This window comes from Methylobacterium sp. WL18 (genome assembly GCF_008040015.1).
Classification (GTDB): Bacteria; Pseudomonadota; Alphaproteobacteria; order Rhizobiales; family Beijerinckiaceae; genus Methylobacterium; species Methylobacterium mesophilicum.
Window position 1 is genome coordinate 1 of sequence record NZ_VRVD01000079.1, and the last position, 12525, is coordinate 12525.

The 12525-nt window shown below is 68.5% G+C and carries 13 protein-coding genes and 1 rRNA gene; 10 read left to right on the plus strand and 4 right to left on the minus strand.

Going from position 1 to position 12525, the window contains the following annotated elements; all coding sequences use genetic code 11:
• Positions 1–44 precede the first annotated feature (44 nt).
• The 4 genes from rrf to FV228_RS09310 all read left to right on the plus strand — a co-directional run bounded on the left by rrf (position 45) and on the right by FV228_RS09310 (position 3555).
• Positions 45–160: ribosomal RNA gene (gene rrf / locus FV228_RS09295) — 5S ribosomal RNA — on the plus strand.
• A 355-nt stretch (positions 161–515) separates the two neighbouring features.
• Positions 516–1211 (plus strand): response regulator transcription factor, encoded by a 696-nt coding sequence (locus FV228_RS09300; RefSeq protein WP_147854356.1) that lies wholly within the window; start codon positions 516–518, stop codon positions 1209–1211.
• 2 nt (positions 1212–1213) lie between these two features.
• Positions 1214–2713 (plus strand): ATP-binding protein, encoded by a 1500-nt coding sequence (locus FV228_RS09305; protein ID WP_147854368.1) that lies wholly within the window; start codon positions 1214–1216, stop codon positions 2711–2713.
• A 56-nt stretch (positions 2714–2769) separates the two neighbouring features.
• Positions 2770–3555: a 3-hydroxybutyrate dehydrogenase gene (locus FV228_RS09310; protein WP_147854357.1), complete on the plus strand. Its 786-nt coding sequence runs from the start codon at positions 2770–2772 to the stop codon at positions 3553–3555.
• Between the two features lie 48 nt (positions 3556–3603).
• Here FV228_RS09310 and FV228_RS09315 read toward each other — a convergent pair whose 3' ends face one another.
• Both FV228_RS09315 and meaB read right to left on the minus strand, forming a co-directional pair.
• Complete coding sequence (locus FV228_RS09315; protein ID WP_147854358.1) at positions 3604–3981, minus strand: CsbD family protein; 378 nt, start codon at positions 3979–3981, stop codon at positions 3604–3606.
• Between the two features lie 177 nt (positions 3982–4158).
• Positions 4159–5145, minus strand: coding sequence for a methylmalonyl Co-A mutase-associated GTPase MeaB (meaB, locus tag FV228_RS09320; protein WP_147854359.1), 987 nt, complete (start codon positions 5143–5145; stop codon positions 4159–4161).
• Positions 5146–5388: 243 nt separating this feature from the next.
• On the opposite strand from meaB, the gene FV228_RS09325 reads away from it, so the two are divergent.
• Positions 5389–6417, plus strand: coding sequence for an alpha/beta hydrolase (locus tag FV228_RS09325; RefSeq protein ID WP_147854360.1), 1029 nt, complete (start codon positions 5389–5391; stop codon positions 6415–6417).
• 19 nt (positions 6418–6436) lie between these two features.
• On the opposite strand, the gene FV228_RS09330 is transcribed toward FV228_RS09325, so the two are convergent.
• Positions 6437–7321 carry a transglutaminase family protein gene (locus FV228_RS09330; protein WP_147854361.1) on the minus strand — a complete coding sequence of 295 codons (885 nt, stop codon included), beginning with the start codon at positions 7319–7321 and terminating at the stop codon, positions 6437–6439.
• A gap of 247 nt (positions 7322–7568) precedes the next feature.
• On the opposite strand from FV228_RS09330, the gene FV228_RS09335 reads away from it, so the two are divergent.
• The 3 genes from FV228_RS09335 (at position 7569) to FV228_RS09345 (ending at position 8951) form a co-directional block, all read left to right on the plus strand.
• On the plus strand, positions 7569–7919 hold the full coding sequence (locus FV228_RS09335; protein ID WP_147854362.1) for a hypothetical protein: 351 nt from the start codon (positions 7569–7571) through the stop codon (positions 7917–7919).
• 71 nt (positions 7920–7990) lie between these two features.
• Positions 7991–8503: a DUF533 domain-containing protein gene (locus FV228_RS09340; RefSeq protein WP_147854363.1), complete on the plus strand. Its 513-nt coding sequence runs from the start codon at positions 7991–7993 to the stop codon at positions 8501–8503.
• 202 nt (positions 8504–8705) lie between these two features.
• On the plus strand, positions 8706–8951 hold the full coding sequence (locus tag FV228_RS09345) for a hypothetical protein (protein ID WP_187277683.1): 246 nt from the start codon (positions 8706–8708) through the stop codon (positions 8949–8951).
• A gap of 69 nt (positions 8952–9020) precedes the next feature.
• Here FV228_RS09345 and FV228_RS09350 read toward each other — a convergent pair whose 3' ends face one another.
• Positions 9021–9740 carry a hypothetical protein gene (locus FV228_RS09350; RefSeq protein WP_147854364.1) on the minus strand — a complete coding sequence of 240 codons (720 nt, stop codon included), beginning with the start codon at positions 9738–9740 and terminating at the stop codon, positions 9021–9023.
• Positions 9741–10192: 452 nt separating this feature from the next.
• Between FV228_RS09350 and FV228_RS09355 the strand changes: the two genes are divergently transcribed.
• A complete protein-coding gene (locus tag FV228_RS09355) occupies positions 10193–11200 on the plus strand; it encodes an esterase (protein WP_246693874.1) in 1008 nt (335 codons plus the stop codon).
• Positions 11201–11883: 683 nt separating this feature from the next.
• On the plus strand, positions 11884–12525 hold a 642-nt coding region (locus FV228_RS09365; protein WP_147854367.1), incomplete at its 3' end, for a transposase.

Here is a 12525-nt window from a genome sequence, read left to right on the forward strand (position 1 = left end):
CAGCACCCTGCACGGCCAGTCCCAAAAACATTGCGATGCGCCGGTCTGGTGGCTCGAGCGGCGTGCCCAGAACCCGATCCCATCTCGAACTCGGCCGTTAAACACGCCAGCGCCCATGGTACTGTGTTTCAAGGCACGGGAGAGTCGGTCGCCGCCAGACCTGCACATCGCAAGAACACCACATCCCCTCGACACGAAGACTGAACGCAAACAGGCCGCCCCTCACTTGGGCGGCCTGTTTGCGTTTCAGGTGCTGCTCGAGCAGTCGCTCCTTACCACACCGTCATCTTCTCGCGATCGTCCGGTAATCGCGGCGATGCCAGGGTTTGCAAGCCGTTCACGCGGCTGAAGCCGACGTCTTCGCTGCTTGCGCGTTCGCCGGCTTCGGAGCGGGCCGAGACCCGCCCCCAACGGTCTCGGCCCGCCTTTGGCGGCCTGCGGGGGAGGGGAGCGGTATCGCCGTGATGATAGAGCAGCGTTCCCCCCCTTCGCGAGCCGCGCTATGGACTGGGTCCATGCGACTGCTCATCATCGAGGATGACCGGGAGGCGGCGGCCTATCTGGTGAAGGCGTTCCGCGAAACCGGGCACGTCGCCGACAGCGCGCATGACGGGCTCGACGGCTACGCGCTCGCCCGCGAGGGCGCCTACGACGTGCTGATCGTCGACCGGATGCTGCCGAAGCTCGACGGCCTGTCGCTGATCCGCTCCCTGCGCGAGCAGAGCGTCGCGACTCCGGTGCTGATCCTCTCCGCGCTGGGCCAGGTCGACGACCGGGTGAAGGGCCTGCGCGCCGGCGGCGACGACTACCTCCCGAAACCCTACGCGTTCTCGGAGCTGCTCGCCCGCACCGAGGCGCTCGCCCGGCGGCAGGCCGGATCGGGCGCGGCGGAGGAGACCCGTTACCGGGTCGGCGATCTCGAACTCGACCGCCTGTCCCATCGGGTCACCCGCGCCGGCCGCGAGATCCTGCTGCAGCCGCGGGAGTTCCGTCTGCTCGAATACCTGATGCGGCATGCCGGCCAAGTGGTGACCCGGACGATGCTGCTCGAGCATGTCTGGGACTACCATTTCGATCCGCAGACCAACGTCATCGACGTTCACGTCTCGCGCCTGCGCGGCAAGCTCGACAAGGGCTTCGCATCGCCGATCATCCATACGGTCCGGGGCGCCGGCTACGTCCTGCGCTTCGATGAGGGTGCCACCGGGTGAGCATGGGCCTCCCGGTCGAGCCGATGCCCCGGGAGACCGTCGGGGCGCGGGTCCAGAAGCTGTTCCGCACCACCGCGTTCAAGCTGTCGCTCGCCTACCTGGCGATCTTCGCGCTCTGCGCCTTCCTGGCGCTCGGCTACGTCGCCTGGAACGCCCGGGCGGTGCTGGACGACCAGATCGTCTCGACCATCGATGCCGAGATCAACGGCCTGTCCGAGCAGTACAATGCCGGGGGGCTGCGGCGGCTGATCACCGTGGTCGAGCGCCGGTCCCGCGAGCCGGGTGCCTCGCTATATCTGGTGACCACCGCGAGCGGCGAGCACGTCGTCGGCAATGTCGGCTACGTGCCGGCGGCGGTGCTGGCGAGCCCCGGCCAGAGCGAGACCCGATACGGGCGGGGCGATTCGGACGTCGATCCCCATCGCGCAATCGTGCGGGTCTTCACCCTTCCGGGCGGGTTCCGGCTGCTCGTCGGACGCGACACCGAGGAGCGCGACCGGTTGCGTGCGGTGATCGGCCGGGCGTTCGGAACCTCCCTCGCCGCCGTGGTGATCCTGGGCGTGATCGGCGGCTGGCTGGCGGCGAGCCGGGTCCTGCGCCGGGTCGACGCCATGACGCAGACCACCCGGGCGATCATGGCGGGCGACCTCGACGGCCGGCTCTACGTCGCGGGCAACGGCGACGAGCTGGACCGCCTCGCCGCGAGCCTCAACCTGATGCTGGAGCGGATCGGCGAACTGATGCGCGGGATGCGCGAGGTCTCCGACAACATCGCCCACGACTTGAAGACCCCGCTGACGCGCCTGCGCAACCGTGCCGACGAGGCCCTACGCAAGGCCGCCTCGCCGGACGAGCTGCGGATCGCCCTGGAGGCGGTGATCGAGGAGAGCGACGGTCTGATCCGGGTGTTCAACGCGCTTCTGATGATCGCGCGCCTGGAAGCCGGCAACGCCCGGGAGATTCTGGCGCCGGTCGATCTCGGCGCCGCCGTCCGGGAGGTTGGAGAACTCTACGAGGCGCTGGCCGAGGACCAAGGGCTGGCCCTCGACGTGCGCGCGGAGGATGGCCTGATCATCGCAGGCAACCGTGAGCTGATCGGGCAGGCGCTGTCCAACCTGATCGACAACGCCCTCAAATACGGGGCCGACGGATCGGAGGCGCGGGTGGCGGTGGAGGCCGCGCGCTCAGGGGATGCCGTCCGTCTCACCGTGTCGGATCACGGACCGGGTATCCCGGAGGCCGAACGGGAGCGCGTGTTGAGCCGGTTCGTCCGCTTGGAGGACGCGCGCTCGCGGCCGGGCTTCGGGCTGGGGCTCAGCCTGGTCAACGCCGTGGTGCGCCTGCATCGTGGGACGCTGCGGCTGTCCGATAACGCGCCGGGGCTGCGGATCGAGCTTGCCTTCCCGGCGCAGGGTGCATCCGCGGATTCGGGTGACGGCGCGGCCGAACCGACACCGTCTTCGGCGGATGCGCCGGGTGGGTCGATTTCGCGTCGGCCTTGAGGCAGGTACGTCGTCACGACATTCCGGCATCCCGCCACCGCGACCCAGGAGGTTCCATGACCCTCACGTCCAAGACCGCCCTCGTCACCGGATCCACCAGCGGAATCGGACTTGCCATCGCTCGCAGCCTTGCGGCCGAGGGGGCCAACGTCGTGCTCAACGGCTTCGGGGATGCCCAGGCCATCGAGGAAACCCGGGCCGGGATCGAGCGCCAGCATGGGGTGAAGGTTCAGTATTCGGCGGCCGACATGAGCAAGCCCGAGGCGATCGCCGGGATGGTGCGGGAGGCGGAGGCGGCGTTCGGCGCCATCGACGTGCTGGTCAACAATGCGGGCATCCAGTTCGTCTCGCCGATCGAGGATTTTCCACCGGAGAAGTGGGAGCAGATCATCGCCATCAACCTGTCGTCGGCGTTTCACGCGATGCATGCCGCGATCCCCGGCATGAAGGCCCGCGGCTGGGGGCGGATCATCAACACCGCCTCGGCGCACTCGCTGGTCGCCTCACCGTTCAAGTCCGCCTACGTGGCGGCCAAGCATGGGATCAGCGGGCTCAGCAAGGCCGCAGCCCTCGAACTGGCGCCGCACAGGATCACGGTGAACTGCATCTCGCCGGGCTACGTCTGGACGCCTCTGGTTGAGGCACAGATTCCCGACACCATGAAGGCGCGCGGCTTGACCAAGGAGCAGGTGATCGAGGACGTGATGCTGAAGGCGCAGCCGACCAAGGAGTTCGTCACCGTCGATCAGGTGGCGGCGCTCGCGGTGTTCCTGTGCTCCGATGCGGCGAGCCAGATCACCGGGGCCAACATCAGCATGGATGGCGGCTGGACCGCTCAGTAGCGTCGCAAAGAGGCGGCCTCGCCGGAACGTCGGCGAGGCCGCCTAAGATCACCGGCGCCCGTGGAACAGCAGGGCGATCCCGTAGCCGACCGCGCCGGCGATCAGCAGCGCGACCAGCGGGTTCTCCTCGACCCGGGCCCCGACGGCGGCGCGGCCGTCACGCAGGTAGGCACCGCCCCGCTCGTAGGCGTCGCCCGCGACGTCGCCGGCCCGGCCGTAGGCGTCTCCGGCATAGTCGCTCGCCTTGTCGGCGAGGTCCCGGGCCTTGTCCTTGACCTGCCCGTAGGCGTTCTCAGCCTGCCCCTGGACATCGCGAACCCGGCCTTCCACCGAATCCCGGTTCGAGCCCACGAAGTCGCCAGCCGCACCCTGGGCCTTGCCCAGGGCTTCCTTGGCGCCGCCGACGATCCGATCCGTATCCACCATGACACTCTCCTCGACGTGACCGCGGCACCGGTACGAGAGGAGGTGCCGCAGGATTCCTCATCGTGCAGCGAACGCGCGAGACCGGGTTTGCGCACCGTGCCCCGGCGATTTTCTGCGCCTCCGGCCGCTCGACGTCGATCAAGGTAAACGGGCGGCGCCGGAACGGGGCGCCGAGCCTCAGAGGCCGATCAGCTCGGCGATGGCCGCAGCACCAGCGGCCGGCGAGGTCTCCCCGCGGGCAACGCCGGCCTCGGCCTCGGCGGTGCTGCGCCGGACCTCCGGCGAGCCGACGAGGCGCTGGTGCAAACGCTCGTGGACGAGCGCCCACATCCATTTCACGTCCTGCGTCCGGCGCTTGGCCTGGATCTCCCCGGTGGCGGTGAGCTTTTCCCGGTGATCGACGATCCGCGCCCAGAGCGCGTCGAGGCGCAGGTTGTGGAAGCCCGAGATCGTCACCACCGGCGGCGTCCAGGTCGACGAGGCGGGGGTGAGGATATGCAGGGCGGCGCGGTATTCGGAGGCCGCCGCGTTGGCCCGCTGTTCGGCCTCGCCGGAATCGGCCTTGTTGACTGCGATCATGTCGGCGAGTTCCAGGATGCCCTTCTTGATCCCCTGAAGCTCGTCGCCGGCCCCGGGCAGCATCAGCACGAGGAAGAAGTCGGTGAGGTCGGCGACCGCGGTCTCCGACTGGCCGACGCCTACCGTCTCCACCAGGATCACGTCGAAGCCCGCCGCCTCGCAGAGCAGCATGGTCTCGCGGGTCTTGGCCGCCACGCCACCCAGCGTGCCCGAGGACGGGGAGGGGCGGATGAACGCCTTGGGATCGTGGGCGAGCCGGGCCATCCGGGTCTTGTCGCCGAGGATCGAGCCGCCGGTACGCGACGAGGACGGGTCGACAGCCAACACCGCGACCTTGTGGCCGGCCTCCGTCAGGTTCGATCCGAGGGCATCGATGGTCGTGGACTTGCCGACCCCCGGCACGCCGGTGATGCCGACCCGGATCGCCTTGCCGGTCTCCGGCAGGACCGAGTCGATCAGGGCGGCGGCGAGCGCCCGATGGTCGGCGCGTTTCGATTCCGCCAGGGTGATCGCCCGGGCCAGGGCGGCACGGTCGCCGCCCAGCAGGCGCGCGCGCAGGCTCTCGATGTCGATGGTCGGCGTCATGGGTCCTTCATGGCGGCGCTTGGCGCTGCCGTCGAGGGGGTATCGCCGACCGGGCCGCAGCCTCACGGTCTGAACCGGCTCGACGCGCGCGCGATCAGGCCCGCACGGTCGACCCCCAGGCCTGTGTCTGCGGCACCACGGGGGGCTGAATACCCGTACTCCACAGGGCCGGTGGGCGATCGTGCCCCGCCACGGTCACGATCCTGCGCGACGGATGGCGCCCCGCCCGAACGCACCCGGATCATGTCGAGCCACACCGTCTCACGCCGCGCACTCCTCCGGATCGGCGCCCTCGCGGGGGCGGCAGGGCTCGCCCCGAGCCTCGGCGCCTGCGTCACCGATGACCTCGGCACGTCCGCGGCGCTGCCCGAAAAGCAGTCGGCGCTGGATGTCATGCCGGTGCTGCTGGTGGCTACGACGCGCAAGCCGGTGGGCAACCCGCCCCGGCCGCCATACTTCAATTCCGAGCGCGGGCGCGGCCTGAGCTTCGCGGAGGTGCGCCTGTCGCCCCCCGATCGCTCGCTGCTCGGCAAGGTGTCGGCGGTCATCACCGGCGACTGGACCATCGGGGCGGTGCCCAAGACCGAGAGCGGCCCGGGTGCCGCCGAGGCCTTCGCGCAGGCGGCGCTCGGCCGCGACGTGCTGATCTACGTCCATGGATACCGGGAATCGTTCGAATCCGCGGCCGTGAGCGCCGCGCGCCTGTCGGACGGCATCCGGTTCCGGGGCGTCTCGGGCCTGTTCACCTGGCCGTCCGCCGCCGCGACCTTCGACTACAATTACGACCGCGAGAGCGCGCTCTGGTCGCGCGACGCCTTCGAGGATCTGCTGAAGGCCGTCACGTCCACGTCGAGCGCCGGGCGGATCAACATCGTCGCCCACTCGATGGGCACGCTGCTGACCCTCGAGACCATCCGGATGCTCCGCGCCGAGGCCGGCGAGGCCGCGATGGCGCGCATCGGCGCGGTGGTGCTGGCCGCCCCCGACATCGACTTCGACCTGTTCTCGAACGGCGTCGCCCGGCTCGGCCCCGACGTGTCGAAGATCACCGTGATCTCCTCGACCAACGACCGGGCGCTCGAACTCTCTGCGGCGATCGCAGGAGGCGTCCGGGCCGGCGCTGCCGACCGCGCCAAGCTCGAGGCGCTCGGCGTGCGCGTGGCCGACGCCTCCGATTACGGCGGCGGCTTGATCAACCACGACCTGTTCCTGTCGAACCCCGAGGTGCAGGCGGTGGTCAAGCGCGCCATCGCCCGCGGGGCGGGGGTCTGAGGGAGCCAGAGCCCGGCGCTCACCCCATCCGGGTCGCCATGCTCTGCGGCGGCAGGGGCTCTTCGGGGAGGATCGGCGCGTCGCCGGACGCGTCGAGATGGTCGATCCGTTCGGCCCAGACCCGGAAGCCGACGAGGGGATTGGGGCCGAACGTGTGGGTCAGCGGCACGTCCGCGGCGTCGCGGCCGTAGGCGACCATCACCCGGCCGATCCGCGGGCTGTTGTTGCGCGGGTCGAACACGTGCCAGCGTCCGCCGAGAAACACCTCCATCCAGGCCGCGAAGTCGCCGGCCGGGTGCGGCTCTGGCTCGCCGATGAAGCTGACGTAGCCCGTGCAGTAGCGGGTCGGCACGTTGAGGGCGCGGCAGAAGGCCACGGCCAGGTGGGTGAAGTCGCGGCAGACGCCCCGGCCGCCGGCATAGGCGTCCTGCGCCGTGCGGTCGCCGTGGGCGAACTCGTACCCGAACGCGATGTGGTCGTGCACGAAGTCGCAGACCGCCTGGACACGACCCCAGCCCGGCTCGACATGTCCGAACAGCCGCCATGCCTCGTCGGCCAGCAGGTCGGATTCGCAGTAGCGGCTGGGCAGCAGGAACACGATCGTCTCTGCCGGGAGCGCCTCGATCGCGTGCTGCTCGGCCTCCGGATGGGCCGGGTCCGGGCTTCCGTCGTCGCCGATCACCGCGTCAGTCCCGAGGGTGAAGTTCCCCGCCGGGGCGGTCAGGCGGCCGCACAGGTTGCCGAAGCCGTCGCGATAGAGATCGACCGGCACCGGCGGCTCGGTTCGGAGCGTGTCGGGCGCCTCGAGGGCGTCCGCCCGGGTGGGATGCACGTTGAGCATCACCACCATCGGAACCGGATAGGGGAAGGCATAGCGCATCTCGCAGCCGAGCCTGATCCGCATCCGCGGTGATCCTTCTTTCCGTTCGGTTTCGTTATGGCCGCCGCCCGGCAGGATTCGCGCCATGCTTTCACGGCGGACTGGTTGAGACGGGCTTGGCGGGCGTCCGGTTCACCCCTACAGCATCCGCGCGCGGCGCTCATGACCGCCGGGGTAAGCTTAGGCATTTCTCCCCGGGGCGGTGCGTCGCACCCGCGCGCGATCCCGCTGACCGGGCGCGCCAAGGACGGTTACGAGAAGGATGCCGGCCATGTTCACGCTCGAGATCGAGGGCACCGCCGTGGCGGTGATCAACAGCGACGAGGCGTCCGCCAAGGACCTCTTCACCTGCGAGGGTTTCAAGGAAGACATCCGGACGATGACGAGCGACGGCAAGCCGCTCTGGAACGGCACCTCGCCGCTCACGATCCGCGCTGCCAACGAGGACGAGATCGAGATCTTCGAGGATGCGCTCGCCGAGGATGACGGCGAAGGCGAGTTCACCGACGACAAGCACCATGCCGGCGGCGACACCGCCGACGAGGAGGACGAGGACGAGGCGGACATCGTCTTCCTGGTCGATATCGACGAGGCGGACGAGGACGACGAAGCCGACGCCTGAGATCTGCCGCTGAACTTGGCCGCCTCCCGGGGGTTTCCGAACCGATTCGGACTCAACCCGGGAGGAACGACATGGCTGACAGCAGGCGAATCGTGGATGCGCTGGTGCGTGCCCGCCGCGGCGGCATCGCGGCCAGCGCGGCATTGGGCGGCCTCGCGCTGATCGGTGGGCTCGCCTACCGGGCCCTGCGCGGGGCCGCGCCACCGGAGACGGGCGGCCCGGATTTTTCCAAGGTCGACGAGGACGAGGCGCGGCTGATGCTTCGGGCGATGGTGGCGGCCACCATCGCGGACGGCATGGTCGACACGGCCGAGCGCAAGCGCCTCGACGCGGCGGTGGAAGGCGCCGGCCTCGATGCCGACGGGCGGGCCTGGCTCGACCGCGAGCTGGCGAGCCCGGCCGAGATCGACGAGATCGCCGAGCGGGTGGACGATCCCGATGCGGCGGCGCGGATCTACGCGGCGGCCCGGCTCGCCATCGATCCCGACACGCTGCAGGAGCGGCAGTTCCTGAAGATGCTCGCCGAGGCCTTGGACGTGCCCGGCGAGGCGACGGCCCGGATCGAGCGCGACATCGCCGCCTGAACGACTTTCATTCCCGGCTATGCACCTCCCGAAACGGCCGAGCTTCGTGCTAGGTCTGTCCGGGCGGTGAACCGGGCCGATGCGTCCCGGCCGCGGAGGGCCGGGACGTTTCATGCCGACGCTGTCATTGCCCGCTTTGTCCCGTGCGCGACGAGCCGTCCGAAGTCTCGTCGGAGCCTTGCTGGTCGGAGGCCTGACCGCGATGAGCGCACACGTCCTCGCCGCCGAGCCGGTACCGCCGCCCCTGACGCTCACCGGCCAGGGCAGCTTCTTCGTCGGCGGTCGCAACATCCAGTCCGACACGCTGTCGACTTTGCCGGCCTACGCGCCCTCGGGGACGATCAGCGTCGATCAGGTCTATGTCCGCTATCAGATCCCGGTGGATCCTGTGCGGCCGCCCATGGGACTGATCCACGGCCCACAGAACAAACCCGTGCGCGCGGGATAGATTACGTCCACAGGATTGTAGCGTCAGCAGAGATGCCAATCCACCGTTACTAGATGCGCGAAGTTTATATCAGGAGCCTCGCAGAACTTGTTGAGCAGTAGACACCTGAATACGCAAGCGAGTGACAGTCTCTTTTTCCCACAGGATCATCCCTGGCTTGTGATCCACCCAGGGCAGCACGCTTGCATTCCAATCATAATAGGGCCCAATTTCCCTTTCCATAAACTCTCTATGAGCCGCATCTACCTCCGCTTTAGTAAATAGGGCTGAGTCATGGTCGCTGATATGATCATTAATCGCCAGCAACTCTCTTCGGCCCAGCCCACCCAAGCCGACCTTGTAGTACCAGTCATCTTTCGACTGCGGCGTGTCGGAGTTCTCGCCCAGTCGCTTGTAGGCTGCGTCTAGGTAGCGCCGCACATCCGGCCCGTGGTCCCACCATCCAGTCTCGAGTTCTTTGTGTGGCACCCAGACGGTTACGGTTTCGACCGAGGCCGAAACGCCGATCGTCGTCTCCGCCTGTGAGTCTGCCGCGTCCACCACGAGCGCTTGGCCTGACGTCACCGTGGCTTCGCTCCCGGCGCTGGCCGTCGTGCGGTTCTTCGCATGTACCAGGGCGAAGATCGCGTCCGCCGCGGCGCTCGACACGCTGAGCGCTGAGCGCGGATCCGGCGAGCGCGCCGTGACGGCCGCCTCGTCCGGCTTAGATCCAGCAGGATCGGACGCACCAGCCCGGATGATCTGTAGGCTCGCTTGTGCGTGCGTGATCGATATTGTCGCGTAAGGCATCGTGCTGCTCCCCGTGCGAGGGTCAGGATTTCGATTTAGACCGCGCCCCGCCGCGTCCTAGACCGCATGCTGAGATTATACCTGCGACTGCGTTGCGCAGAAAAATGCCGCCGATAATGCTTTGCAACTCTTGGATTGTACCGCTTTTATCTTGACAATCAAGACGATCCACGGATGTTTTTCTGTCACATTAATTTCGGACAGGTTGTCTGCGTGCTGTGCGGTGCGGGTGAATGATGCCGGCCCGGCGAGGCTGCCACAGGGCCGTTTCGGCTCTCAGGCCGGTCCTATCAAACAGTTGATGACCGTTTCGCACTTCGCTCCGAGCGAGCACGGCGTTGGCTTGCCCACGCAAGTCTGATTAATCTCTTCGGCAACGGCGATGGCCGGGACGCAAGGTGTCAGGAGTGTCGATGTCCGCGCGGTCGCGCATAGAGAGGGCCGCCTGCACGATGTTGGCGGTCTTGACGATCCTGGGTGGTCCCGTCCGTGCCGCCGACCCGGGACCTGGCCCCCTGACGCTCGCCGGCCAGGGCAGCTTCTTCGTCGGCGGTCGCGACGTCTCGTCCGACACGCTCTCGACCCTGCCGGCCTACGCGCCGTCGGGTACGATCACGGTCGATCAGGTCTATGTCCGCTATCAGATCCCAGTGGACCCGGTGCGCCCGCCCGTGGTGCTGATCCACGGCTGCTGCCTCACGGGCAAGACCTGGGAGACGACCCCGGACGGGCGCATGGGTTGGGACGAGTTCTTCGTCCGCCGCGGCTTCCCGACCTACGTCATCGACCAGGCCTGGCGCGGCCGCTCTGCGATCAGCCCGGCCCAGATCGATGCGGTGAAGATGGGCAAGGCCGAGGCCGATTCCCTGCCGCCGGTCTTCTCTGCCGGGCGCGAGCCGGCCTGGGCGATCTTCCGGTTCGGGCCCGAATACCCGAAGGTGTTTCCGGGCATGCAGTTCCCCCTGGAGGCCCAGGGCGAGTTCTGGAAGCAGATGGTCGCCGACTGGTCCGCGGCCTTGCCAGTGCCGAACCCGACCGTGCCGGGCCTCTCGGAACTCGCGAAGCGGTTGAAGGGCGCGGTGCTGGTCTCGCACTCGCAATCGGGCATCTACCCATTCCAGACCGCCGCCCTCGACCGCACCGGGATCCGGGCCATCGTGGCGATCGAGCCCGCCGCCTGCCCGGATCCGGCCAAGGACGATCTGGCCCACTACAAGGACCTCCCGATCCTGGTCCTGTTCGGCGACTACGTCGACGCCTCGCCGCGCTGGGCACCCCGGCTCAAGCAGTGCCGCAGCTTCGTGGCGGCGGCGAACGCGGCCGGCGGCCGGGCCGAGCTGATCCTGCTCCCGGAGATCGGGATCCACGGCAACTCGCACATGCTGATGCAGGACAAGAACAGCCTCGACATCGCCGACTGGCTGGCCGGCTGGATCGAGAAGCGGGTGGGGAAATCCTGACGTCCGTCCCGTCGTTCCAACCACCCCCTCATCCTGAGAGGCTCTGAGTCTTTCGATCGATCGCCCTTCGATTTCCTATACACCCGACGCCTTGGTGGCCCCAGACGGGCTTATCCCCCCAGCAAGAGCCGCGGGTCCCCTCTCCCGTGCGGGAGAGGGACAGGGTGAGGGATGCGCGTTTTACGGATGGACCTAATCCCTCACCCCAACCCTCTCCCGCACGGGAGAGGGGGCGCGGCGCGCTTCGGCATCGACCTCGGGCCCAAACCTTCGGTGAATGTCCCACCTTGGATCACGGGCCGGGATGAACCTCCCGAGGAATGCTGCAGCGTCATCGTCTGTCGCCAGCGATGAATCGAAAGACGCACAGCCTCTGAGGTGGCGTAGCGAAGCGAAGCCCTCGAAAGAGGGCTCCAGCCGGCCGCGCGATCCCTGGAAGCCTCCTTCGAGGCCGCTGCGCGGCACCTTGTATTAGCGAATCATGTCAGATTGCCCCTGTCCCGCGAGGGATGCCGGCTCTGGGGTGGCCACCCCAGAGCCGGCGGCGACTGTCGGATCGTTGGCACCTGAGCCTGTGGCCTGCGCCGCGGGCTGGTCCTGAGCAGGATCGCAGTCGCCCTCTTCATCGGACCCGGATGGTTGATTGAACGCCCGGTTCGCATCGCAAGGATGGGACGACGAAGATGGCTCACTCTAGCAAACCCCGACGCCAAGCCAAGACCGCACCTACGAGCACACCCAAACCCACATCCAAGGGAGCACCCGAGAGCAGGCCAGAGAGCAGGCCCGAAGCCGGTACGCGGCCCGTAGCCGGGATCGATGTCGGCAAGGCGTTCCTGGACATCGCCCTGCATCCGGCGCCGCCCCACGGCTCGCCCGCCAAGCCCGGCAGCAAGCCGTGGCAGGTGGCCAACACCGTCGAGGGCTGGGACGCCCTGGCCGCCCAACTCACCGCCGCCGGTGTCACCTGCATCGGCCTGGAAGCGTCAGGCGGCTACGAGCGCGGCGTCGCCGATGCCCTGCGCGCCCGCGGCTTGGAGGTCCGCCTGCACCAGCCCCTGCAGGTCAAGGCGTTCGCCGAGATGCATCTGCGCCGGGCCAAGAACGACCGCCTCGACGCCCGGCTGATCGCCGCCTTCACGGCGCTGCGGGCCGAATACCAGGACGCCCGGGCCGCCCCCGACCCGCGCTTGCGCGCCTTCGCCGACCGCTTGGTGTTCATCGACCAGGCGATCGAGGATGCCGGCCGGGCGAAGCTGCGCCTGGAGCACCAGCTGGAACCGCGCCTGCGCCGCCAGCTGGAGGCCGATGCCCGCCGGGCCGGC

What these genes read in the sequence shown, in the direction of transcription:
- FV228_RS09310 (WP_147854357.1), top strand. Translation starts at nt 2,770, where the DNA reads ATGACCCTCACGTCCAAGACCGCCCTCGTCACCGGATCCACCAGCGGA.
- FV228_RS09355 (WP_246693874.1), top strand. Translation starts at nt 10,193, where the DNA reads ATGTTGGCGGTCTTGACGATCCTGGGTGGTCCCGTCCGTGCCGCCGAC.
- FV228_RS09315 (WP_147854358.1), bottom strand. Translation starts at nt 3,981, where the DNA reads ATGGTGGATACGGATCGGATCGTCGGCGGCGCCAAGGAAGCCCTGGGC.
- meaB (WP_147854359.1), bottom strand. Translation starts at nt 5,145, where the DNA reads ATGACGCCGACCATCGACATCGAGAGCCTGCGCGCGCGCCTGCTGGGC.
- FV228_RS09325 (WP_147854360.1), top strand. Translation starts at nt 5,389, where the DNA reads ATGTCGAGCCACACCGTCTCACGCCGCGCACTCCTCCGGATCGGCGCC.
- FV228_RS09335 (WP_147854362.1), top strand. Translation starts at nt 7,569, where the DNA reads ATGTTCACGCTCGAGATCGAGGGCACCGCCGTGGCGGTGATCAACAGC.
- FV228_RS09340 (WP_147854363.1), top strand. Translation starts at nt 7,991, where the DNA reads ATGGCTGACAGCAGGCGAATCGTGGATGCGCTGGTGCGTGCCCGCCGC.
- FV228_RS09345 (WP_187277683.1), top strand. Translation starts at nt 8,706, where the DNA reads ATGAGCGCACACGTCCTCGCCGCCGAGCCGGTACCGCCGCCCCTGACG.
- FV228_RS09330 (WP_147854361.1), bottom strand. Translation starts at nt 7,321, where the DNA reads ATGCGGATCAGGCTCGGCTGCGAGATGCGCTATGCCTTCCCCTATCCG.
- FV228_RS09350 (WP_147854364.1), bottom strand. Translation starts at nt 9,740, where the DNA reads ATGCCTTACGCGACAATATCGATCACGCACGCACAAGCGAGCCTACAG.
- FV228_RS09305 (WP_147854368.1), top strand. Translation starts at nt 1,214, where the DNA reads ATGGGCCTCCCGGTCGAGCCGATGCCCCGGGAGACCGTCGGGGCGCGG.
- FV228_RS09300 (WP_147854356.1), top strand. Translation starts at nt 516, where the DNA reads ATGCGACTGCTCATCATCGAGGATGACCGGGAGGCGGCGGCCTATCTG.